Annotated in this window: 17 protein-coding genes and 4 pseudogenes; 9 read left to right on the plus strand and 12 right to left on the minus strand. The window is 67.0% G+C overall.

Going from position 1 to position 22,756, the window contains the following annotated elements:
* Positions 1-212 precede the first annotated feature (212 nt).
* Together AC3B6C_RS07830 and dszA are read right to left on the minus strand one after the other, a co-directional pair.
* Positions 213-1,307, minus strand: coding sequence for a type 2 periplasmic-binding domain-containing protein (locus tag AC3B6C_RS07830; RefSeq protein WP_004022072.1), 1,095 nt, complete (start codon positions 1,305-1,307; stop codon positions 213-215).
* Positions 1,304-2,602 (minus strand): dibenzothiophene-sulfone monooxygenase DszA, encoded by a 1,299-nt coding sequence (dszA, locus tag AC3B6C_RS07835; protein WP_068970850.1) that lies wholly within the window; start codon positions 2,600-2,602, stop codon positions 1,304-1,306. Before dszA ends, AC3B6C_RS07830 begins: the two co-directional genes overlap by 4 nt.
* Positions 2,603-2,631: 29 nt before the next feature.
* Between dszA and AC3B6C_RS07840 the strand changes: the two are divergent.
* The 7 genes and pseudogenes from AC3B6C_RS07840 to AC3B6C_RS07870 form a co-directional block, all read left to right on the plus strand.
* Positions 2,632-3,114, plus strand: a pseudogene (locus AC3B6C_RS07840) (IS630 family transposase); the annotation flags it as partial.
* Between the two features lie 49 nt (positions 3,115-3,163).
* Positions 3,164-4,137 (plus strand): annotated as a pseudogene (locus tag AC3B6C_RS07845) (IS3 family transposase); the annotation flags it as partial.
* 28 nt (positions 4,138-4,165) lie between these two features.
* Entirely contained in the window at positions 4,166-5,620 is a 1,455-nt protein-coding gene (locus AC3B6C_RS07850; RefSeq protein ID WP_420871536.1) for an IS30 family transposase, read from the plus strand.
* A 4-nt stretch (positions 5,621-5,624) separates the two neighbouring features.
* Positions 5,625-5,933: pseudogene (locus AC3B6C_RS07855) on the plus strand (integrase core domain-containing protein); the annotation flags it as partial.
* A 34-nt stretch (positions 5,934-5,967) separates the two neighbouring features.
* Positions 5,968-6,492: pseudogene (locus AC3B6C_RS07860) on the plus strand (IS630 family transposase); the annotation flags it as partial.
* A 739-nt stretch (positions 6,493-7,231) separates the two neighbouring features.
* Positions 7,232-8,671, plus strand: a complete 1,440-nt coding sequence (locus AC3B6C_RS07865) for a cytosine permease (protein ID WP_488375587.1) — start codon at positions 7,232-7,234, stop codon at positions 8,669-8,671.
* Positions 8,672-8,798: 127 nt separating this feature from the next.
* Positions 8,799-9,758: a phosphotriesterase family protein gene (locus AC3B6C_RS07870; RefSeq protein WP_488375588.1), complete on the plus strand. Its 960-nt coding sequence runs from the start codon at positions 8,799-8,801 to the stop codon at positions 9,756-9,758.
* Positions 9,759-9,782: 24 nt separating this feature from the next.
* On the opposite strand, the gene AC3B6C_RS07875 is transcribed toward AC3B6C_RS07870, so the two are convergent.
* A complete protein-coding gene (locus AC3B6C_RS07875) occupies positions 9,783-10,580 on the minus strand; it encodes an SDR family oxidoreductase (RefSeq protein ID WP_488375589.1) in 798 nt (265 codons plus the stop codon).
* Positions 10,581-10,770: 190 nt separating this feature from the next.
* Here AC3B6C_RS07875 and AC3B6C_RS07880 point away from each other — a divergent pair, with 190 nt between their 5' ends.
* Positions 10,771-11,313 carry a dihydrofolate reductase family protein gene (locus AC3B6C_RS07880; protein ID WP_488375590.1) on the plus strand — a complete coding sequence of 181 codons (543 nt, stop codon included), beginning with the start codon at positions 10,771-10,773 and terminating at the stop codon, positions 11,311-11,313.
* Between the two features lie 247 nt (positions 11,314-11,560).
* Here AC3B6C_RS07880 and AC3B6C_RS07885 read toward each other — a convergent pair whose 3' ends face one another.
* From AC3B6C_RS07885 to AC3B6C_RS07910, 6 genes are all read right to left on the minus strand, one after another.
* A complete protein-coding gene (locus AC3B6C_RS07885) occupies positions 11,561-12,874 on the minus strand; it encodes a TY-Chap domain-containing protein (RefSeq protein WP_488375591.1) in 1,314 nt (437 codons plus the stop codon).
* An 86-nt stretch (positions 12,875-12,960) separates the two neighbouring features.
* The gene (locus tag AC3B6C_RS07890; protein WP_055476686.1) at positions 12,961-13,773 is read right to left on the minus strand and encodes a hypothetical protein; all 813 of its coding nucleotides are present in this window, start codon (positions 13,771-13,773) and stop codon (positions 12,961-12,963) included.
* Positions 13,774-13,915: 142 nt separating this feature from the next.
* Positions 13,916-15,085: a TY-Chap domain-containing protein gene (locus tag AC3B6C_RS07895; RefSeq protein WP_010844878.1), complete on the minus strand. Its 1,170-nt coding sequence runs from the start codon at positions 15,083-15,085 to the stop codon at positions 13,916-13,918.
* Positions 15,086-15,369: 284 nt separating this feature from the next.
* Positions 15,370-15,837, minus strand: a complete 468-nt coding sequence (locus AC3B6C_RS07900; RefSeq protein WP_010844879.1) for an ATP-binding protein — start codon at positions 15,835-15,837, stop codon at positions 15,370-15,372.
* Between the two features lie 6 nt (positions 15,838-15,843).
* The gene (locus AC3B6C_RS07905; RefSeq protein ID WP_044505591.1) at positions 15,844-16,275 is read right to left on the minus strand and encodes an STAS domain-containing protein; all 432 of its coding nucleotides are present in this window, start codon (positions 16,273-16,275) and stop codon (positions 15,844-15,846) included.
* A 164-nt stretch (positions 16,276-16,439) separates the two neighbouring features.
* Positions 16,440-17,630 carry a lipase family protein gene (locus AC3B6C_RS07910; RefSeq protein WP_488375592.1) on the minus strand — a complete coding sequence of 397 codons (1,191 nt, stop codon included), beginning with the start codon at positions 17,628-17,630 and terminating at the stop codon, positions 16,440-16,442.
* Between the two features lie 170 nt (positions 17,631-17,800).
* Between AC3B6C_RS07910 and AC3B6C_RS07915 the strand changes: the two genes are divergently transcribed.
* Positions 17,801-18,430, plus strand: coding sequence for a hypothetical protein (locus tag AC3B6C_RS07915; RefSeq protein ID WP_488375593.1), 630 nt, complete (start codon positions 17,801-17,803; stop codon positions 18,428-18,430).
* 97 nt (positions 18,431-18,527) lie between these two features.
* Here the strand turns inward: AC3B6C_RS07915 and AC3B6C_RS07920 are convergent, their stop codons facing one another.
* The 3 genes from AC3B6C_RS07920 to AC3B6C_RS07930 form a co-directional block, all read right to left on the minus strand.
* The gene (locus AC3B6C_RS07920; protein WP_488375594.1) at positions 18,528-19,160 is read right to left on the minus strand and encodes an LGFP repeat-containing protein; all 633 of its coding nucleotides are present in this window, start codon (positions 19,158-19,160) and stop codon (positions 18,528-18,530) included.
* 62 nt (positions 19,161-19,222) lie between these two features.
* Positions 19,223-20,959: a DUF6777 domain-containing protein gene (locus AC3B6C_RS07925; protein ID WP_488375595.1), complete on the minus strand. Its 1,737-nt coding sequence runs from the start codon at positions 20,957-20,959 to the stop codon at positions 19,223-19,225.
* Between the two features lie 244 nt (positions 20,960-21,203).
* Positions 21,204-22,682, minus strand: coding sequence for a flavin-containing monooxygenase (locus tag AC3B6C_RS07930; protein ID WP_488375596.1), 1,479 nt, complete (start codon positions 22,680-22,682; stop codon positions 21,204-21,206).
* Positions 22,683-22,756 lie beyond the last annotated feature (74 nt).

Here is a 22,756-nt window from a genome sequence, read left to right on the forward strand (position 1 = left end):
CGGCCAATCTGCGCCCCAACCACCGTGCTCCTCGGGTACCGCGAGCGCCAGCAGACCACTTAGGCGTAAGTCCTCTTTCTCACGGGTGGCTGGCCCCCCATCGCGATCCCGTTCGACGATTCCCTCCCGCCAGCTTGCAGCAAGGTCTCGAGCCACCGCGAGAGGATCGCCCGCCCGCCGATCGGTGGCCGCCGCCGTGTCGTCGGTGACTGTCATTCGTATTCTCCAATCGCTGATGTGCCGGCCGCGCATGTACGCAGGCTCGTCTGCAGAAATTCCGGGGCCGACCAATCAGTCAGGTCGATCGCCTTATCCACCAGATCGTGGTCGACCAGGTACCGCTGTGTCGCAGCAAGGACAGTGAGCGCATCGTGGTCGAGGGTGGGTACTAAGTTGTCGGTGAAGTGCTCGCCGAAACCGCGTGTCACCGCAGTCTCGCTAACACCGAGGTTGCGGGCATGAATCGCGACTGTCTCGGTCAGATGATCGCGCGCCCAGGAGCCTGCCCGGACCACCGTATCCACCAGATGCTGCACGAGTGACGGGTTCTTATCGACGAGTTGCGCGCTGATTGTCCAAACGCTGGCGTAGTGGCTTGTCCTGTCCAAGCTCAGGTCACGCAGCGGTCTAACACCGGTGAGGTCTTCGAACTCCGCGGACCACGGAAGCCAGCTGAATAGCGCATCGACCGTCCCCCCGGCAAAGACTTGTGCCTGATGGGCCCCGACGGCGGGAAAGAGGTCCGAACCGTTCACTGATGCCGATGCGCTGAGTCGGTCCTGCGGTAAGTCGACTCCCGCCGTCTCAATGGGTACGAGCTCGATATCGTTTACTGTTACGCCGGAGTGACGAAGGGTGTGCTGCAGGGCTCGCGCCTCCCAAGTGCCCAGTGCGACGAGAGTCTGGCGCCACGGGTCGAGCTGTCGGTAGTCACCAAGGTCGCCGCGCAGGATCCGGATTGCCGATGCGGATACGCCGACACGATGCCCCGCCAGTTGCTCCGGTGCGGTCAGGGTGGGGTCGGCCGCGTAAAAGCCCAGCTTTCCCTCGAACAGGGTGACGCCCAGGAGGCGTGTGCGACCCGGTGCACGCAGGCCCTCACTCACCAACGGCGGGATCTCTCCGCCGAATCGGGTGTAAGCGGGATGATCGTAGGTGAAGTGCAAGGAGCCCAGCGGCCCTCCCAGCACGTCCAGATTGATGCCAGCCTCGGCGAGCAACTGCGACTCGCGGCCAACCAGCAGGGCGTTGGGAACAGGGCAGTTGCTGTACGCGAGGGTGTGGACCGCTGAGCTGGTGTCGGTCACAGCGCCGCCGCCCCGCTTGGCAGTTCCAGGCCGAGGTGGTCGCGCAGCGTTGATCCCTCATACTCGTCGCGGAATACCCCACGTTCTTGCAACAGCGGCACCACCTGGTCGACAAAGTCCTCGTAAACGCCGGGCAGATAGGCGGCGGAGATGATGAACCCATCAGCCGCTCTCGCATCGAAGTACTCGACCAGTCTGTCGGCGATCTGGGTGGGCGTTCCTCCCCACTGCGGGACAAAACCCACGTTCGTGCCATAACGCTTTCCAAGGTCGGCCAGTGTCAGATCCTCGCCGTCGCTCGCAACCGTGGAGAACATGTGGAGCATGGTGGGGATGTGCGCGTCCCCCAAGCTCGCGACGATGTCGGAGTACTTCGCGTCTAGGGGGAAGGCGGACAAGTCGATTCCACTATGACTCGACAACGTCGACAGACCGACCTCGGGGTGGACGAGACCGTTGATGTATTCGAGGCGATCGCGTGCGATCGCCTCGGTCTCCCCAAGTATGGGCATGACAGCTGTGAAAACCTTCGTGGCGTCGGGGTTGCGACCCGCGGCACTCACTTGCCCCTTGATGTCCTGGTACGTGCGCTGCATCATCTCCAGCGTCGGCGAGATGCTGAACACGGCGTCGGCCCACTGGCCCGCGAAACGTCTACCGCGAGGCGACAATCCGGCCTGGAGGAGTACTGGCTCGCGCTGACTTGAAGGGGGGATTTGCAGGGGGCCGCGCACGTCGAACCAGTCACCACGGTGATCGACGTAATGAACTTTCTTAGGATCAGCGAACCGGCCGCAGATCTTGTCCAACAGCAGCGCATCATCGTCCCACGAGTTCCACAGCTTACGTACGACCTCGACGAACTCGTCCGCGCGGTCGTAACGGGTGTCGTGTTCAAGATGAGCATCGATTCCGAAGTTCTTTGCCTCTGAATCGTTCAGCGATGTCACGATGTTCCACGACACCCGCCCGTCGGACAGGTTATCCAGCGTTGCCAGGATACGGGCGACGTGAAACGGCGGGTAATACGTGGTGGAGATGGTGGCTCCAAGTCCCAACCGGTCGGTCACGGCGGCCATCGTCGCCACCACCGTGGCGGGCTCGAGTGCGATCGCGCCCTGGCCGCCCAGTCCGACGCCTGTTTGCAGATCATGGCCGTAGCTGTCCTCGACTGCGAGAGCATCCGGAAGGAAAAGAAGATCAAACTTTCCGCGTTCAAGGGTCTGAGCGATCTTCTTATAGTATGCACCGGAAAGAAAATCGTTAGTTGCTGCGGATCTAGTGTCCTGAGTCATTAATTTCCGTTCGGTTGTTAGGCTAGGGAATGGCAACCCGGGGTCCGCGAGCAGTGGATATTGTTCTGACTGATGACGAGCGCCGTGAGCTCGAAGGGTGGGCGCGTCGGCGAACGACGGCCTCGGGTTTGGCGATGCGCTCACGAATCGTTCTCGCCGCCGCTGATGGCGGTTCGAATACTGAAGTGGCACAACGACTCGGCCTCAATCGCAGTACCGTGCGGCGCTGGCGAGGCCGGTTCGTCGAGCACCGCTGCGAGGGGTTGCTCGACGAACCCCGGCCTGGGCGACCTCGCACCGTCGACGACGAGCAGATCAAAAACTTGATCACCGCGACTCTCGAGACCACTCCGAAGAATGCGACACACTGGTCGACGCGGGCGATGGCCGAGCATCTCGACATGTCACAGTCAACCGTGTCGCGTGTGTGGCGGGCGTTCGGATTGGCTCCGCACAAACAGGATTCGTGGAAGCTGTCGAGAGATCCCTTGTTCACCGAGAAGGTCCGTGAATCACCCCTGGTTTGATGCCGCTTCCTTCTGAGTCAGGAAGGATGAGCACATGCCTAAGAAGATCGATCCGGAGGTCCGTTCGAGGGCCTTGCGTTTGCTGGAGGCGCACGGCGGCGAGTACACGTCGTTGACTGCCGCGGCAGAGGCGATCGCCAAGCAGGTCGGTGTCGGTGGGGAGACGGTACGTCGGTGGGCCGTGCAGGCCCAGGTCGATGCCGGCGCCCGGTCGGGGACCACGTCGAAGGAGTCCGCTGAGATCAAGCGACTCAAGGCGGAGAACAAGCAGTTGCGAGAGGACGTTGCCATTTTGAAAGCGGCGACGACTTTCTTCGCGGGGGAACTCGACCGCCGCAATCGATGATTGTGGCGTTCATAGATCAGATGCGCGCCAACGGTTTTGCGGTCGAGTCGATCTGTCGGGTCTTGCGTGAGCAGGGCTGCATGATTGCCGCACGAACCTATCGGGCGTGGCGAACACGCACGCCTGCCGCTCGGACCGTCTCCGATGCTCACGTCGTCGATGCGGTGCGCACCGTGGTCTGGCGGACCGGTGACGACGGCCGGCGGAAGATGACTCCGGAGGGCCTCTACGGGCGGGTGAAGATGCGCGCCCATCTGCATCGGACAACACTGCCCGGGGTGTCCTATGGCGCCGTTGATCGAGCGATGAAAGTGCTAGGCCACAACGGGATTCGAAGGTCCAAGGGAGTCCGTACGACCGTGCGGTCCGCTGATGGTGTACGTGCGGAGGATCTGGTGAATCGACAGTTCAGTGCCGTCGAGCCGAACCGGGTGTGGGTGACCGATTTCACCTACTGCCGGACGTGGGCGGGGTGGGTGTACGTGGTGTTCATCATCGACGTGTTCTCACGTCGGATCGTGGCGTGGCACGCCTCGACGTCGAAGACGGTGGAGCTGGTGACGGTCCCGCTTCGGATGGCGCTGTGGCAGCGGAAACGAGAGGGTCATCCGGTGAAAGCTGCTGAGCTGATTCATCATTCGGATGCTGGAAGTCAGGGCGGATTCAACTGGTCGTCGCAACACCATGATCATGGAGGTGTTTGCGGTGGCTACGGCGGACTGGAGTCGGAGGACCAGCGATGTGGCGGTAGGTGTTCGTCGGCAGTGGCGTGCTGATCGTGCACTTCGGCCGGCGATGCGATCGCCGGGGCGGCCGGAGCCGTCGCGGCAGGTGCAACGTGAGTTTTGGCGGGTGGTCGCGACGGGGGTGAGCACGGCACAGGCATCGATCGCTGTCGGTGTGTCGGTGCCGGTGGGTACACGCTGGTTCCGCCACGCTGGCGGCATGAGGCCGCTGAGTCTGGATGAGCCTTCGGGCCGCTATCTATCCTTCGCCGAACGGGAAGAGATCGCGCTGCTACGCGCCCAGGATCGTGGGGTGCGTGAGATCGCACGGTGGATCGGGCGGAGTCCGGCCACGATCTCGCGTGAGCTACGGCGCAACGCCGCAACCAGGAGCGGGAAGCTCGAGTATCGGGCGTTGGTGGCGCAGTGGAAAGCCCAGCAGGCCGCCAAGCGCCCGAAAACAGCGAAGCTCGTGGCCCACGTCGAGTTGCGGGAGTACGTACAGGACCGCCTGGCCGGCGTTGTCCGCCGTCCCGATGGCACGATCGCTGCGGGCCCCACGCCACCGCCATGGAAGGGGCTTAACAAACCGCACCGGGCCGACCGGCGGTGGTCGCTGGCGTGGAGTCCAGAGCAGATCTCCCAGCGTTTGAAGGTCGACTTCCCCGATGATGAATCCATGCGTATCAGTCACGAGGCGATCTACCAGTCCCTGTTCATCGAGGGCCGCGGCGCGCTCAAACGTGAGCTGGTCGCGTGCCTGCGCACCGGACGTGCACTGAGGGAGCCGCGGGCCCGCTCGCGCAACAAGCCGCAGGGTCACGTCACCTCCGATGTCGTGTTCAGTCAGCGCCCTGCCGAGGCCGAGGACCGTGCCGTCCCCGGGCACTGGGAGGGTGATCTGATTATCGGAACTGGGAGATCGGCGATCGGCACGATCGTTGAACGTCGTAGTCGTGCAACACTTCTGGTGCATCTGCCACGCCAGCAGGGCTGGGGTGAGCAGCCGCCTGTGAAGAACGGGCCCGCACTCGGTGGCTACGGTGCCATCGCGATGAATGCAGGACTGACAGCGTCGATCGCCGCGCTGCCGCAGCAGTTGCGCAAAACGTTGACGTGGGATCGCGGCAAGGAACTGTCCGCTCACGCCCAGTTCGCGATGGACACCGGAACGCAGGTGTTCTTCGCCGATCCGCACTCACCGTGGCAGCGACCATCCAACGAGAACACCAATGGTGTTCTGCGCCAATATTTTCCTAAGGGAACTGATCTGTCGCGGTGGTCAGCTGAGGACCTCGAGGCCATCGCCTACACCCTCAACAACCGTCCTAGAAAAGTCCTTGGATGGAAAACTCCCGCCGAAGTCTTTGGCGAACAACTACACTCGCTACAACAACCCAGTGTTGCATCGACCGATTGAACGCGCCCAGTACACATCGGTTACACTGACTGAGCGGCTGCGGCTCGAAGACATCGCCGCGTCGATCGGGTCGGTCGGAGACGCCTACGACAACGCTCTGGCCGAGTCGGTGAACGGGCTGTACAAGACCGAGTGCATCCGGACCACGATCTTCCACTCCGGCCCGTACCGGACGATCTCCGACGTCGAGTTCGCGACCGCTGGTTGGGTCGACTGGTACAACAACAGCAGGCTGCACTCGAGTATCGGCCAGATTCCCCCGACCGAGTTCGAAACGCTCCACTACGCTGGCCTCGGCCCCGAGGACCAGCCCACACTGGAGGCGGCACAAAACCCTAGGGTGATTCACCCAGCCGATCTTTCCCATGCTCCCGGGCACCCCGCAACGGGCCAGCCACGACTATGTGCGCAACGGCACCTCCAGTCTGTACGCGGCGTTGGACATCGCGTCGGGAAAAGTGATCGGTTCGCTTCACTCACGGCATCGGGCAACAGAATTCATCGGGTTTCTCCGCAAGATCGACGCCGAGGTGCCCGACGAGCTCGACGTCCACCTGGTCATGGACAACGCCTCTACCCACAAGACGCCCGCGGTCAAACGATGGCTGACCTCGCACCCACGATTCGTTGTCCACTTCACCCCGACGAGCTCATCCTGGATGAACCTCGTCGAACGCTGGTTCGCCGAACTGACCACCAAGAAGCTCCAACGCTCCACCCACCGCACCGTGAGAGCGCTCAACGCCGACATCAGAGCATGGATCGAGACCTGGAACGACAACCCCCGCCCCTACGTGTGGGTCAAGACCGCTGACCAGATCCTCGACTCCATCGCCCACTACTGCACACGAATTAATGACTCAGAACACTAGCGGGAATTATGTCATAACGTAGGTTATCGGCGAATCTTGGAGAAAGTCAGGTCATTTCGTCATCAATGACGAAACTGTGGAGCAATCACGAACCGTTCGGCCGTCGAGGCGTTCTCCAAGCTGATCCTGCGGAACGAGTACACCCTCTCCGACGTCGAGAAGGTCATCGCCGGGGACACCGATGCCGTCGACGTGCCACCCGACTAGACCCCGTCCAGCGGTAGGCCGCGACCGCTCACGGTCGTGGCCCATCGCCCCGGCCCCGCTCACACCCGCCACCTCGAGGGACCATCGTGACCATCACCGCCGAACTTTTCCCCCGCTGCGCCCTGCCCGGCTGCGCGATCCCCACCGACACCCAGGGCCACCCCTGCAGACAATGCCGCCGTGACCTCGGAACCCTCGTGCGCCACAACCCCGGCGGCCGCCGACGCCCAAACCGGCCGCGACCACGACGTCGCCCTGGCTTACCGGGCTTAAGAACAGCTACGCATCGCCGACGCCGCCGAACAACGCATCCCCCAGGCCGGTATGCAGGAGAAGCCCGGACAGTCCAGCTGGCTGTGCGAGGAACGCCGAAGGTGTGACATTCTGTCCGTTCCGTACCCGAGGAGTGCGAACGTTCTGTAGGTATCGCGCGACGGGCGGTGCGACCACCATGGATGCACTGCGCATCGTCGCGCGCCATGCCCGAACGCACCCCGCCCGATCGGGGGCCGACACCTCCTGGACGGACTCAATGACCGCACTCGACGCCGCGACCCCGTCGGCACCCGGACCGGGCCATTCGGGCCCGCAGGCCGAGGCCGAACTCGAACTGATCCCCGAATCCGCGAAGACCCATGACGTGCGCGGACAGTTCTGGATCTGGGCCGGTGCGAACATCGCGCCGATCAACTGGGTGCTGGGTGCACTCGGCGTCACGATGGGCCTCGGGCTGTGGGAGACAGTGGCGGTCCTCGTCGTCGGCAATGCCATCGGCATGACCATCTTCGGCGTCTTCGTCGTCATCGGTCAGCGCACCGGGGTCACCGGAATGGTGCTGTCGCGAGCCGTCTTCGGACGCCGCGGCGCCTACGTTCCCGCCGCCGTCCAGGCCCTGGTCTGCATGGGCTGGTGCGCGGTCAACACCTGGATCGTTCTCGACCTGGTGATGGCGCTGCTCGGTGAGATGGGACTCGTCGACCCGGACCTCGACAACAACGCCGCGCGGATCGTCGTGGCGGCGATCATCATGGGGATGCAGGTGACGATCGCCTGGTTCGGGTACCGGGTGATCTCGGCCTTCGAACGGTGGACGGTGCCGCCGACGGTCGCGATCCTGCTCGTCATGACCGTCGTCGCGTGGGTCGGTCTGGACGTGAACTGGGGACAGACGACCTCGCCAGAGCTCACGGGATCGGCGCACATCGGTGCGATCACCGCGGTGATGACCGCGATCGGCATCGGGTGGGGCCTGACGTGGATCGGTTACGCCGGCGACTACTCGCGCTTCGTGTCCCGGGACGTGCCGTCGCGCAAGCTGTTCCTCGCGAGCGCACTCGGGCAGTTCATTCCGGTCGTCTGGCTCGGCGTGCTGGGTGCGTCGCTGGCCACCCTGAGCGACTCCGCCGATCCGGGCGAGATCATCGTCGATGCCTATGGCGTTCTCGCACTGCCGGTTCTGTTGCTGGTGATCCACGGACCGCTCGCGACCAACATCCTCAACATCTACACGTGCACGGTGTCGACGCAGGCGCTCGACATCCGCGTCGACCGGCGCGTGCTGAACCTGATCATCGGCGTCGTGGCGATGGCGGTCGTCGTCTACTTCGTGCTCAACAGCGACTTCGCTACCACCATCGACTTCTGGCTGGTGTCGATCGTCGGCTGGTTGAGCCCTTGGGGCAGCGTTGTTCTCGTGCACTGGTTCCTGATCGCTCGGCAACAGATCGACGCCGAGAGCCTGTTCGCCACACCGGCGGACAGCGTCCTGCCGATGGTCCGGCCGACCGCCCTCGTCGCACTCGCTCTCGGTGTCACCGCGACCTGGATGTTCATGTACGGGATGCTGCCGGCACTGCAGGGTCCGGTTGCGGTCGCACTGGGTGGCATCGACCTGTCCTGGCTTGCCGGTGCGGTGGTCGCCGGCTCGTCGTACTGGGTCATGGAGAAGCTCACCGCGCCGCGCGCCGCGTGACGCGCCGCGGCGAACCCTGCGGGAGCGGTCGACGAGAACGACGGACGAAAGCCGCCTGTCACGCCGGGGGAATCGACTAGGGTTCGCCGCAGTGGGAGGCAACGGCGCCTCCTGATGAGGAGGCTCCATGGCCACCGTCCACACCGCGACCGGCCCGATCGATTCCGCAGACCTCGGAAACGTGTTGGTACACGAGCACGTCTTCATCGTCGGCGAAGAATTCCGGCAGAACTACCAGGATGATTGGGACGAGGACGAGAAGGTCGCCGAAGCGGTCCGTGATCTGACGGAACTGAAGGAGCTCGGGATCGACACGATCCTCGACCCGACGGTTCTCGGCCTCGGCCGGTACATCCCGCGTATCCAACGGATCGCCGAACAGATCGACCTGAACATCGTCGTCGCGACCGGTCTCTACACCTACAACGACATCCCGTTCCAATTCCACTATGCGGGCCCGGGAATGTTGTTCGACGTGCCGGAGCCACTGGTCACGCTCTTCACCAAGGACCTCACCGAGGGCATCGCGGACACCGGTGTGCGAGCGGCCTTCCTGAAGTGCGCCATCGAATCCCAGGGCCTCACACCGGGCGTCGAGCGCGTGATGCGCGCGGTGGGACAGACCAGCGCCCAGACCGGCGCGCCCATCACCGTCCACACCGATCCGCACAGCCAGTCGGGACTGGTCGCCCAGAAGGTGTTCGCCGAGGAGGGGGCAGACCTGACGAAGGTGGTCATCGGCCACTCCGGCGACAGCGTCGACCTCGACTACCTGATGAGACTCGCCGACGCCGGTTCGATCCTCGGCATGGACCGCTTCGGTCTCGACCTCCTCCTGCCGTTCGAGGAGCGCGTGAACACGGTCGCCGAACTGTGCAGGCGCGGATACGCCGACCGCATGGCCCTCGCGCACGACGCCGCCTGCTTCATCGACTGGTTCGACCACGAGGCCAAGAAACAGGCACTCCCCAAATGGAACTACCGACACATCAGCGAAGAGGTGCTGCCGGCGCTGCGAGAGCGCGGAGTCAGCGAGGCCGACATCACGACGATGCTCGTCGACGTGCCGCGACGCTACTTCGAGTAGCAACCGCGACACATCGGCGCGGGATCATCGCAGGCTGGTCTGGTACCGGCGCATCCCGCGCAGCCACCGGTCGTAGTCGGCGCCCTTCTGGCGGTACATGTCGAGTACCTCGGGGTGGGGGAGGATGAGGAAGCGCTCGTCGGCGACGGCTTCCAGCACGATCGCGGCCACCGCCCCGGGAGTCAGCACCGCGCCCGCGCTCTCCACGGCGCGCTGCATCAGCCGCTGCTCTTCGCTCGCGGAATCACCGTCCGGCCGAAGCAATTTGGTGTCGACGCCCATGGGGCAGAGGCAACTGACCCGGACGCCGTCGTCGAAGTGGGTGATGTTGAGCCACTCCGCGAAACCGACCGCGGCGTGTTTGGTGACCGAGTACGGTGCGTTGCCGATCTGGGTGAGCAGGCCCGCGGCCGACGCGGTGCTGACGAAGTATCCCGTTCGGCGCTCCACCCAGTCCGGGACGAGGCGTCGGGCCGCTCGGATGTGGGCGCGGAGGTTGACGTCGACAGCGAGATCCCACACCGCCTCGTCGGTGTCGACCCCGCCGCCCAGGCCGACGCCGGCGTTGGCGAAGTACAGGTCGACCGGACCGAAGGTGCTCTCCGCCAGCCGAACCGCGGCATCGATGTGGTCGTCGGACGAGGCATCACCGCCGAGCGCGGTCGCCGCATCCCCGAGCGACCCGGCGACGTCCCGGGCACCGGACTCGTCGAGGTCGGTGACGACGACCTTGGCGCCCGCATCGACCAGCGCATGCGCGATCGCCGCGCCGATACCCCCACCGCCACCCGTGACGATGGCCACCTTGTCTGCGACGTCCATGGATCTCCTTCGATCGCCGATGTGTGGGTCCAGAGTTACCAGACGGGGGGCTTCGACAGGCTCAGGCGGCGGGGACGGGGCTCAGGCGGCGGGGACGGGGCTCAGGCGCGGCATTCTGACGCCGATGAGTTTCCCGGCGACGCCCGGTCTGACATCGTGACGTTCACCGCGAAGAGACGAGAGGCACACCATGGGAAAGATCCACGTCCACGAGTTCATCACCCTCGACGGCAGCTACGAGGACCCGAGCTTCACGATGCCGTACGGATTCGCCGACGGGATGGGCGAGCTCCTGGGGTCCTTCATGTCCGACTGCACTGGAATCCTGCTCGGGCGCAACACATTCGAGATGTTCGCCCCGGCCTGGTCGACCCGGACCGTCGACGACGACCCCGGCGCCCCGTTCTTCAACGACACCACCAAGTACGTGGTGTCGTCGACTCTCGACGACACGAGCGCGTGGCAGAACTCGACGGTCATCGGTGCCTATGACGCCGACCGGATTCGCGAACTCAAGCAGGAGCGCGATCTCTACATCAGCGGCAGCGGCACGCTCGTGCGAGCGTTGCTGCGCGACAAGCTGATCGACGAGCTGCACCTGCTGGTCTATCCGGTGGTCCTGGGAAGCGGTGCCCGCCTCTTCGACGGTCTGGCCGATCTGCCGCTCACGCTCGTCGGCACCGACGTCTTCGACAACGGAGTCGTGCACCTCTCGTACAGCTCCGCCGACTGAGCGGCTCCGGCCGGCCTCGGCCCCAGAGATGCGAGCGTCTCCGCTCTCTGAGGAGCGAGCGAAGCGACACCCCTGCTCCCTGAGGAGCGAGCGGAGCGACACCCCTGCTCCCTGAGGAGCGAGCTTGCGAGCGTCACGAAGGGTCTTGGCGAGTCGGGTTGCGAAGACCCTTCGTGACGCGCCCTCCGCAGGCTCCGGGCGCTCCTCAGGGAGCAGGGCGGGCCAGCGGGTATGTGGTTCTTTCGGATCAGGGAGCGGAAGGCGCCCCGCCGGCGAGGTCCATGGCGGTGAGGAGCAGCCGGGCGATCCGGGAGTAGGCCTGGTGCTCGGCCTCGCACAGTGCGATCTCCTCCTCGCCGAGTTCTGCTTTGCGGGCGGCCGTGAGGTTGTCCATCCACTCGCGCATCTCGGCGGCGCAGATGTCGAAGAACTCGTGCACGCGCTCCCGGTCCTGGTGACAGGCCGCGAGAACGGTCGTGGGGGACAGCGTGTTGTCGAGTTTCTGGTTGACCCGAAGTAGCCCCAGCAATGCGCCGGGGAGCCGGTCGCCGCGTCGCCGGCGTTCCAGTTTCGGGCTGCTGTCGAGCCGTCTGATCATCTCGCCGCGGGCCGTCCGGGCGAAGTCGTCCCAGCGTCGGAGCGCGGCATCGAGATTCGCGGGGTTGAAGACCGCGACATCGATGCGGCGCTGGGCGTAGACGAGCCCGTTGCGCACGACCACCGCGACCTCGGGCCACCGCGGGGAGAATTCGGCGACGACCATACCGAGCAGTGAGGGTGCGGGCACCGACGAGCTGAGGATGGTCACGATCTCCAGTGAGCGGGCGTCGCGGGTGGGTCGCAACAGCGAGGTGCCGGTCGATCGCAGGAAGATGGCCTTGCGCGGGCTGACCACCGCGGGACGTCCGGCCGCCGTCATCGCGGCGCGGACCAGTTCGACGAGATGGTCCTTCGACTGCGGGACCACACCGCCCTCGACCGGGGCGTCGACGAACCGGGCCGGTGCGGTGAAGCGGAGGGTGTCGGCGTCGGTGATGCGGACGGTGTCGTCGAGATCCTCTCCGACCGCTCGACCCGATTCCGACGGCCGGAGCCGGTCCCGATCGGTGTCGAGATCGTCCGCGGGCACCGGTGAGTGGTGGCGGGCGAACGACGGGTCGCCGATGCTGACGAACGACGGATGGATGACGCCCCACACCTCGCGCAACGCTCGCACGGCGGCGTCGGCGAGGTCGCTGGACCGAAGGGGATCGACCTCGAAGCAGAAGGCACTGCGACCCTCGAGCCGACACCAGCCGCGGTCGACGATGTAGGTGGCCTGACGCATCCACCGGTCCTTGTCGGTCCAGGTGAGGTCGCCCGCGGAGATGGTGCAGCGAAGGCGGTCGGTCGACCCGGGGGTTCCGGTCATCGCAAAGGTCATCCGCCGGCGCCAGCCCCCGGCCGCCGCCTCGACGATGGCCAGGCTCTGACCCGGCAGGAGGCGTGGCACCCGGACTGCGAGGGTGTCGGCGAAGTCCCGCCAGGCCGCCTCGAGGACGGCGTCGAAATCGGGGGACATGCGGCTCCTCCTGGGCGGGACGTACGCGGACCGGATCCGAATAGTACGACGCGGAGCGGACACCCGGGGCGACACCCGCGACAGATCTACAGGGGGGCCGAGTGCTCGACCGTCTCGTCGTAGACGGGGTACCAGGGGAGGTCGTGCGCGGCGTAGTCGGCGCTCGTCAGCGCGGCGCGCGGCACCGGTTCTCCGGTCAGGGACTTCCACGCGACCGAGTTGACGATCCGGACCGCGGCGGTGTCGAACGTCGTCGGATGCCAGGTGTCCGCGGACTCGAGTGGACCTGTCACGCGAGGCGCGGTGAGGCGGGGACGGGCACGGGATTGTTCGGCTCGTGAGATGTCGCAGAGCACGCACGTTCCCGGAGCCGAGGGCAGGTGGCGGCGTCGCCGGGCCCAGGCGTCGGCGCGCATCGGGATGACCGTCAGCTGCACGAGCGTCCCGGTGCGACCGCCGTCCGCGACGGTGTGGGTCGAGGGAGCGATGAACTGGCGGTCGTCGAACCCGTCGCCGGCCGGGCCCCGGTGGGAGGCGAGTGACGGTTGTGTGGGGACCTCGAGGTAGTCGTCGGCGTCGAAGTCGGGCATACCGGTGAAGACGTCACCGCTGATCGCGTTCACGCCGTCGACGCCGACCATCACCAGGAAGGGATGCATGTGCGGCGAGGAGAAGTCGAGCCAGGTGGCCTCGGACTGCCACATGGGGATGGTTGCGTGCGCATCGCCGTCGGGTGAGCCCTGAGCGAGGCGAAGCGCGCCGTCGTCACCGACCGGGCCGTACCGTCCGACCGGGTCGGGGGTGCGCAGAGTCCGCTGGAAGGTGACGTGCAGCCGCGCGTCGCGACCCAGTTCGGGAAAGGTGAACGTGAGCGCGCCGCGATCCGTGGTGATGGCCATGCGAGGGCTCCGATCGACGACGCGAACCGCTGAGGGTTACCTAACAATTGAACGCCTCGGCTGGCGCCGGCGCGATGCCCGGCGTCGAAAATCGTCCGCGCAGACTACGTGCACCAGTTATTCGGAGCCCGATTTGCCCGGATCACTTGGCCGGCGAGTTCCGGTCCGCGGTGTCGTCGTCGGACAGCACGACGACGCGCAGCGCGGCCCGCAGGTTGTGCGTGGTCGCCTTCCAGGCGTCGGCCTCGTGGCGGCAGGCGTCGGCCTCCACCGAGTCCGACGCCGCGGCCGCGTCGACCGCCGACCGCCGCCACGTGAGGTGCTGCTCCTCGCTGGTGTTGATGAAGGAGAGGATGTCGGCCTGGTTGTAGCGGCAGATCTTCGCGACCTCGCGGGCACTGAGCGACCGCCCGTCGGGGTCGAGTTCGAGCAGGGTCTGCAGCGCGTCCGGGAGCCGGCCGCCGTTCCGCGCGGTCATCGGTGCGTCCTCACCGACCTTGGCGATGACGGACGGGGCGCAGTCGGCCAGGAACGAGAACCACTCGGCCAGGGCGGAACTGAGGTTGTGCGGGTGGAAGACGGCGCATTCCACGGTCAGCGTCGCGAAGACCTCGTCCTCGAGGAGGTGCACCCGCACCGCCGAACCCATGGTCGGCTGGGCGGCGACGATGTCGGCGGCGCGGCGCCGGTCGGTGATGTCGCCGGCCAGGCGCGCGAAGAACTCGAGACGCGGTGCGTCGCTGCGCGGACTCAGCCAGGACGAGACGGGCTTGGTGGGCAGGGCGATGTCGCCGTCGGCGTCGGTCTGGATGCGGCAGCCGGTGAGGTCCTCGAGCGAGCCGACGAGCAAAGCACGCAGATGGTCGGCATCGAAGGGCTGGACCGCGACCTCGATCTGGGGTTCCGGGCGTGCGGCGGGGGAATGGTCGAGGAACGCGGGGTGCACGACCTCCCAGACCTGACGAAGCGTCTGCACCGTCACGTGCGCGAGCTGGTCCACGCGGCGGCGGCCGACCTCGAAGATGTGGGTGCCGTTGCGCAGGCGCCGCCACCCGAGGGAGGCGAGCAGGGCCAGGTGCTCGGCGAAGTACTCGGCGGTCGGATGCAGGTCGGTGTCGTCGATGGTGCAGCGCAACCGACGTGACCCGGTGATCGTGAACCGCAGCGTCCCGTGCGGACCCTCCGGGATCATCGGGTCCTGCTGGATCGTGAGGGTTTGGCCCGGCTCGAGATGCGACAGCCGATCACCGACGTGCAAGGCGAACGTGCGCCAGGCGTCGTCGATGTTCGAGTCCACGGTGAAGTCGGTCATGTCGACTCCCTTCCTCGTGCGCTGACGTGCATGCGCATTGTGCAGCGATGTCAGGATCGGGAGTACGCTCCACCGAGCTTCTTCGACGGCCGGCCCCGAACCCGCCTTCGGAGATCAGGTTAGGTGACTCGGCCGACAGACTTGGTCGGTTGAACAGACCCACGACGAACTCCTGTCCGAACCGTACCCCTCGGTCGGTGACCTGGCTGTGTCAGGCAGGGGTTGTGAACCGACAACGAGCGCCTGTGTCCCCAGCGCTGGGGACATGCTCGCGGAGGTGGGCCTCAGACGCCGAGCCGCTCGTGCCAGCGCAGTGTCACCGAGGTCCCGTCCGGCCCGCTGGTGACGTCCGACGCGTCGCTGAGCGCCGAGATCAGGGCGAGTCCGCGCCCGCGGTACGGCGACGACGAGGCATCGGATTTCCAGCGCCCTCCGTCCGTGACGGTGACCTCCAGCGACTCCTCACGCGTCAGGCGTGCCCGTACCTCGATGGCACCGGGTCGTGTGCCCGACGGCTGCGTGCTCGAAGACTGCGTGCCGGCGGCGTACGCGTGCTCGGCCGCATTGGCCACCGCCTCGTAGACCGCGAGGACGATGTCGCTGCGACGTTCTGCGTCCACGCTGACCGTCGCGTCCAGCCACTGCGCGAAGTGCTGCCGGAAGCGGAAGGCGGCCTCGGGGGTGGCCGTGACCGAGAGCGCGAGGCCACCGTCCGGGTCTGCGGGGCGGTGGGCCGACGAAATCCACACCATCGGGGTCTATCCAGCCGGACGGTCGGCCAGCCCCTCTGTGGTGGTCATGGCCGTGACCGCGTCGTCCAGTGTCGGGTAGAGCACCATCGTCTGATCGAGCCCCATCACGGTGAGGGGACGGGTGGTCGCCGGTCCGGCGGCCACGACCCCGAACATGCCCCTGGGCGCGATGGCCTCGTGTGCGGCGACGAGCGCCGCCATCCCGGCCGAGGCCAGGAACTCGGTGGTGGTCAGGTCGATGATGAGACCGTCCGGTTGACCGCTCAGCGCCTCGGACACCGCCTCGGACAACTGCGGAGCGGTGAGGACGTCGATGCTGCCCTCGACGGTCAGGATCACCAGTTGCTCGTGTGCTGCCGACACCACCGTCATCAGGGCGCGGCCGGCGCTCAGGCCGGAGTCGTCGACGATCACAGCGTCAGGATGTTCTGCCTGCATCGGTTGATGGCCCTCTCCACGGGGGACGCGGCAGGCCGACACGCGGCCGCCCGTCCCGGCAAATGTGTGACGGCAGCTGCTCAACCGGTGCTGTCCATCGTGCCACGAGACGACGCCGCGTCGGAACCGGGGTGCGCGAGAATTTCGGCGGAGTCGATGAGCGGTTACTTGCCGAACAGCCGGTTGAGGAACGGGATGGTGTCGGCCTGCGAACGGACCAGGGTGCCACTGTGGTCACTCGGATACGTCCGGAAGGTCACCGGCTGGCCGTTGGCCGTCAGCGTCGCCGCGTACGCAGCGGTGGTGGCATACGGCACGTCCGTGTCCAGCAGGCCGTGGCCCATGAAAAACGGCTTGTCGAAACCCTTTTCGGGCATCGCAAGGTAATCGGCGAGGGTTGCGGAGAACCTCGGGAGGCTGTTCAGCGGGGCGGTGAAGTAGTCGCCGACGGAGACTCCCCGGAGTTGTTCCTCGAAGTCGCCGACGCACCGGGTCTCGGCGAGCGCCACGTACTTGCGGCCCGTCGGGGTGAGGATGCGGTCGATGCCGAGTTCGGGATGTGCGTACCGGAGGCCGGCGGTGATGTAGCTGAGGTAGGCGGTCAGTGCCGGCGTGATCGCCACCGGGGGTACGCCCGGGCCGGCGATCTGGACGAGCCGTTCGATGTAGGCCGGCGTGCCGGTGCCCACGGCGCCCCGGTAGTCGAGTTCGGGACCGCCGAACTCGGTGGCGTGGCGCGCGGTGTAGATCGCCGCCCCGCCGCCCTGGGACTGTCCGACCGCCGCCCATGAGCGCGACAACCGTTGGGTGACAGGGAGAGTCGCGGAGAACTCCCGACCCGCGCGGACCATGTCGACGACGTTGTGGGCCGTCGTCCGGCCGTCGAGGTAGGCGTGCAGACCGGGGGTGCCCAGCCCGGCGTAGTCGCTCGCGACGATGGCGTAGCCCTGCTGCATCCACTTCGCCAGGTACGGCAGGTCGCGCTCGGGTAGGCCCGGTCCCCGGACCGAGGGTGCGCAGTCGTCGCCGAGCCCGGAGGTCCCGTGGGCCCACGAGATCACCGGCCAGCCGCCGGCCGGGGCGGTGCCCCGAGGGATGAAGACGGTCCCGGTGCTCAGTGCCCTGTTGCCGAACGTGTCGGTGGTGACGTAGGTCAGGACGGAGGCGTCGGCGGAACCGGGCACCCAGTACTGCGGCGGCAGCGGTCTCGACGAGACGACGGAACCGGCTTCGCCGGCGGGCGGCGGTGAGCCGGTCGCCGGACCGGTGGCGAGGGTGCCGGCCGCACCGGAACTCCCGAGCACGACCGCCGCACATGCGGCGAGTGTCAGAACCTTGCGATGCCATCGGGTCACGGTCCACACCGTACTGCGAACGCGTCCTGGTCTACGATCCGCTCACATATCCCGTTCCCGCTCAGACTCATTCGGTGTTCGGAATCGGATCCGGTGAGCGCGGCGGGTGGCCCCGGCAATACGCTGGCGGCGTGCGGGTCCGGACAATCCGGACAGAGAGGTGTCAGGCCATGACGTTGCAGACGGTCGAGCTGCCGGCTCCCGCGAAGATGAGACCGAGGTGGGCTGCCTACGCGGCCCTACTGGCGGTGCGAGGCGAGCGCTGGGCGCAGGGCGCGCGTGCGACCCCTGACGGGTGGCACTACGACGACGGCGGCGGCAACTGGGCCGACATGGTGCTGGTCGGTGACGACCGGGCGGTGCTCGTCGGGCATGACCATGAGTACTCCGAGACGTACTTCCGGGAGGGCGCGGCGTACTTCGGCGAGCCGGAGACCGACCTGCTCGACGGCGCGCCACCGTGGTGGGAGGCGGCCATCGCGCCCCACCTCGAGAGGCAGCGCACCGAGGGGATGTGGATCGGGTTCGTCTACGGCTTCGACGGCCGGTGGACCCGGTCCGGCTACGACATCGAGGACGGCTTCACCGGTGTCGGTCTGCCGTTCGTCGACAGCCAGAAGACCGTCGACGCGCTGGTAGATCTGCTGGGGAACTGGTTCGGCGAGCTGCGACTCCCGCCTCCTGCCGATCTGGCTACCCGGGTACGGGCGATGATCGAACCCGCAGGTGAGGTGACCGAGGCCGGTTTGCGGCGGATACTCGGCCCGGCGGCCGCCCATGCCGACATCGCCGAGCGGTGACCGCCGCGCAACGGTTCGAGTCCGAAGGGCGTCAGTGACCGGACCCGGACGAGTCGGGCCCGGGACACACCAACGCCACCCGCGGCGGTTCGTCGCGTCAGGGCCAGAAGATGGTGCCGTTCAAGAAGTCCTGTGCGAACCGGCCCCCGGTGCGGTACTCCCCGCCGAGCGGAACCCCGAAGTACCCGCCGGCACCGCCGGTGTTCTCCCACTTCTGCCGGATCTGACCCCAGACGATCTGTGCCCCACCGGTTTTGGACCACGTGACCACGCCGCCCTGGAAGTCGTTGCTCCGGCCGCTGCCCGATTTGTACTCGTTGCTGACCGGGTATCCCAGCGCGCCGCGCTCGGCCCCGGCCTTCTGCCAGCGGCTCCGGATGGCGCCGCCGACCTGATGCGCGGTGCCGGCGTCGGCGGCGGGATGCCAGTAGAACGACGTGTCGCGTGAGAACGACTGGAAGCGGCCGCGCTTGGCGGCCGCGCGTTCGGGACCGGTCGGAACGCCCCACTTGAAGAAGCCACCCGTCGCGGAGTAGGCCTCTCCGATCTTCCCGCCCACCAGATGCCCGTTGATGATGCGGTCGGCCTGCGCGCTCGGCGCGAGCATCACCAGCGACGTCAGCGCAGCCACGACCGCGACGCTCGCCAGACGCACCCGGACACGTCTGCGGACGGATTCCGGACGGAGGTCACCAGAGGGGCGTCGCGTCGACGTCGTCAGAACAGACATGCGCGCGATGGTACGGACGTGCCAGGGTGCTTGCTGTTGGACAGCTCACAATCGCGGACGTGTCACGGCGTTCCCGCAGGTGCCTCCGGTTCGGCGGGCGCTTCCGGGGCAGGTGGGTTCTCCGTGGTCGTCGTCGTGGTCGTGTCGACGGCGGCTTCCTCGGTGGGCGGCGCGGCATCTGTGGAGACGTCGGGTGCCGGCGGCTCGGACGCCGGGGCCGCGGGCGGTACGACGATCCAGTTGGCCGATCGGACGGTCACCGTCTGCGACGCACCGACCGCCGTCAGCGTCAGCGTCCACACACCGGTGCCGGTGGTGGAACCCGACACCGAGGCGCGTTGCAGTGCCGCGCCGGCGACCGACCTCGCCACGCCGTCGGTGCAGGACAGCGCGACGGTGCCGAGTTCGGGGGTGTGGGGAACGGTGCAGCCCACCGACAACCCGGCGTCGTCGAAGCTGAAACTGCCGACGACCTCGCCCGAGCCGCTGAACGCTGTCGGCGTCGCGGGGGCCTCGGCCGGGGTCTCCGGTCCGGGCACACCGGGTGCACCGGGTTCAGACGCCGGTCCGGGGACCTCGGAACCGGGTGCCTCGTAACCGGGCTCCTCCGGCGCGGGGGCGTCGGAAGCCGGCACCGATGCGTCCGGGGCGGGCGCGTCCGAGCCCGGATCGGGGGTATCGGGCCCGGCTGAGTCCGGTGCTGATGAGTCCGGAGCCGGGGAGTCCGTGGACGGCGCGCCTTCCGGCAGACCGTCGTGTTCCTCGGCGCGCTTCTCCAATGCGGGCGCGGCCGCGGGATCGCCCGGGGCGAGGAGGCCGTTGCGCTCGGCGTCTTCGTCGGTGCCCGCCTCGAACGGGGTGTTCAACGCGGCCGGAGTGGGCAGGGGACCGGACGGCGGCGGGAATCCGCTCAGATCGAGCAGTCCGCCCGCCGGTTGAGAAAAGAGCTGTCCGGTAAGGAAATTCAGCAACTCGAGGACGTCTCCGGCGGGTGTGCCCGGTTCCGGCGCAGGCGGCGCGGGAACGATGGTCGTCGACTTGCCGACCGCGGTGACGTGCTGGTTGCTGTACGCGATCCGGGCGACAGATCGACTCTTGTACCCCTCCCACGGCCGACCCTCGAGTCGATATCCACCAAGGGGGGCGGCGGTCGGCGGGGCGAGTGGATTGCCGCACGAGCACATCGCGCGCGGGACACCGGCGGAGTCGACGTAGACGGCGGTCCCGCGTTGCAGGACCGACTGGAACGGCACGGCCCGGCCGGACGTGTACGAGTGATTGGTGACCCAGGTGTCGGTCGTCAGCACCACCGGGGTGAGGGTGTTCAGATAGTGCGGGATGTCGGCGGTGCTGATGCCGTAGACACTCGCCCAGGCGCGGGCCGCGGGGGGATCGGCGAGCAGCCGGTTGCTGAGTGCGGCGGTGTCGCAGGCCGCGGCGTCGCCCGAGCCGTACAACCCGGCGTCGGTGCCGTTCACCGCGCGGCCGCCGAGGTCGGCGGCCCCCGCCGTGCCGGTGAGGGCCACGTTCGCCGGCAGGTCGCCCGATCCGGCCACGAGGACGGGATCGGTGAACGGGTCGATCCCCGGGTCGTTGGCCGCGGTGAGGGTGAGCCCGGGAACGTAGATGTCCCCGTCGCGCGCCTTGGCCACGAAGACGATGCCCGCGGCGAGGATCAGCGCGAGGACGACGACGATCGCGCCCAGCACGAGGGTGAGCGCGCGCCGGCTGTCGGACTGCGGCGGAATCGGGCCGTACGGGGTTGGCGGGTGAGTCGGGGGACCGGGCGGATAGGTCATCTCGCAGCTCCTACTGGTCCACTCCCGCTGGGTCACATGGTGGGGAGCGGCGCCCCGCGGGGGCGGGGCGGATTCAGCGAGACGGCTGGCTCGCCGAGCCCAGTATTGGCGCGGCGGAGAGTGAGGAGCAAGGCTTGACCAGCAATTTTACGATGGTGTGGCGAAATCTCGACCGTTTGGACCACACCGGCGTAACGCCGTGGGCGGGGAGGCCGACACCTACCTGGGCCCGGTTCCGCGGAAGTCAGACCCTGCCGAACACCATCGAGTCCTCGACCTTGTTGATCCGGTGATCGATGGCGTCGCGGTAGTAGTTGTGACGCACCTGCCAGTGACCCCGGGTGCCCGACTTCGGCAACGCCTCCGGGGACCGCTCGACGTAGCCCGCCTTGAGGTCCCACACGGGCCGCGAACCCATGACCTCCGAACCGAGATGCGGATAGGCATGGGTGTAGCCGTGCGTGCGCATGTACTTCACCAGCTCGGCGACGGCACGGGCGGTCATGTCCGCGCGGAGGGTCCACGAGGCGTTCGTGTACCCGACCGACCAGGCGAGGTTCGGGACGTCCTCGATGAGGTAACTCTTGAAGACGAAGCGGTCGTGTGGTTTCACCTCCGCACCGTCGACGCGCAGCCGGGTGCCGCCGAAGCCGAGCAGCTGTAGCCCGGTCGCGGTCACGATGATGTCGGCGTCGAGGTGCCGACCCGAGGTGAGGGTGACCCCCGACGCGTCGAATCGATCGATGTGGTCGGTGACCATCTCGACTGTGCCCTCAGCGATGTCGGTGAACAGATCGGCATCGGGGACCATGCACATGCGCTGGTCCCACGGGTTGTACGTCGGGTTGAAGTGGAGGTCGACGGGATAGTCCGCCGGCAGGTTCGCCACGACGTTGTTCCGGATCATCCTGCGTCCGAGTTTCGGAAAACGATGGGTGAGATGGACGATCGCGGCGGTCTGCGCCGCATATCGCGTGCGGATGACCTTGTGCGCGGCCGGTGGCGGGAGCAGCTTCTGCACCAGCGGCGCGAGGTACTGCTTCTGTTTGGACGAGAAGATGTACGACGGCGAGCGCTGCAGCATCGTGACGTGTTCGGCCTTCTCGGCCAGACTCGGGATGAGGCTCACCGCGGTTGCGCCACTTCCGATCACCACGATCCGCTTGCCCCGGTAGTCGAGGTCCTCCGGCCAGTGCTGAGGGTGCACGATCTGGCCGGTGAAGTCGTCGGCGCCGGTGAACCGTGGCGTGTACGGATTGTCGTAGTCGTAGTAGCCGGTCGCGAAGATGACGAACCTGGCGCGGTGGGTCTCGTGGCGCCGGTCCTCGCCGACCTCGACCCCGAGCGTCCAGGTGTCGGTCGCCGAATCCCAGTCGGCGGTCAGGACGTGCCGGCCGAACCGGATGTGTTCGGCGATGGCGAACTTGTGGGCGGTGTCCTCGATGTACTCCCGGATGTCGTCCCCGTGGGCCAGCGCACGTGGCTTGCGCCATGGCTCGAACGGGTAGCTCAGCGAGTAGATGTCGCTGTCGGAGCGCACGCCGGGATACCGGAACAGGTCCCACGTCCCGCCCATGCGCTCACGGCGCTCGAGGATCAGGTAGTCGGCGTCGGGGTTCTGCTCCTTCAGTCGGTAGGCGCAGTCGATGCCGGACAGACCGGCGCCGATGATGATCACGTCGCGCACGGATGACTGCGTGGCGCCGGTGTCGCTGTCGGTCACAGGGACCTCCTCGCTGGGGATGCCTCAGGTGCTGTCATCATGCAACACTTGTCCTCAGATGTGAACGGAATCAC

The organism is Gordonia sp. 11cp (genome assembly GCF_057767225.1).

Coding starts and splice junctions, on each gene's coding strand:
- dszA (WP_068970850.1), bottom strand. CDS start 2,602: ATGACTCAGGACACTAGATCCGCAGCAACTAACGATTTTCTTTCCGGT.
- AC3B6C_RS07850 (WP_420871536.1), top strand. CDS start 4,166: ATGGAGGTGTTTGCGGTGGCTACGGCGGACTGGAGTCGGAGGACCAGC.
- AC3B6C_RS07865 (WP_488375587.1), top strand. CDS start 7,232: ATGACCGCACTCGACGCCGCGACCCCGTCGGCACCCGGACCGGGCCAT.
- AC3B6C_RS07870 (WP_488375588.1), top strand. CDS start 8,799: ATGGCCACCGTCCACACCGCGACCGGCCCGATCGATTCCGCAGACCTC.
- AC3B6C_RS07875 (WP_488375589.1), bottom strand. CDS start 10,580: ATGGACGTCGCAGACAAGGTGGCCATCGTCACGGGTGGCGGTGGGGGT.
- AC3B6C_RS07880 (WP_488375590.1), top strand. CDS start 10,771: ATGGGAAAGATCCACGTCCACGAGTTCATCACCCTCGACGGCAGCTAC.
- AC3B6C_RS07885 (WP_488375591.1), bottom strand. CDS start 12,874: ATGTCCCCCGATTTCGACGCCGTCCTCGAGGCGGCCTGGCGGGACTTC.
- AC3B6C_RS07890 (WP_055476686.1), bottom strand. CDS start 13,773: ATGGCCATCACCACGGATCGCGGCGCGCTCACGTTCACCTTTCCCGAA.
- AC3B6C_RS07895 (WP_010844878.1), bottom strand. CDS start 15,085: ATGACCGACTTCACCGTGGACTCGAACATCGACGACGCCTGGCGCACG.
- AC3B6C_RS07900 (WP_010844879.1), bottom strand. CDS start 15,837: ATGGTGTGGATTTCGTCGGCCCACCGCCCCGCAGACCCGGACGGTGGC.
- AC3B6C_RS07905 (WP_044505591.1), bottom strand. CDS start 16,275: ATGCAGGCAGAACATCCTGACGCTGTGATCGTCGACGACTCCGGCCTG.
- AC3B6C_RS07915 (WP_488375593.1), top strand. CDS start 17,801: ATGACGTTGCAGACGGTCGAGCTGCCGGCTCCCGCGAAGATGAGACCG.
- AC3B6C_RS07920 (WP_488375594.1), bottom strand. CDS start 19,160: ATGTCTGTTCTGACGACGTCGACGCGACGCCCCTCTGGTGACCTCCGT.
- AC3B6C_RS07925 (WP_488375595.1), bottom strand. CDS start 20,959: ATGACCTATCCGCCCGGTCCCCCGACTCACCCGCCAACCCCGTACGGC.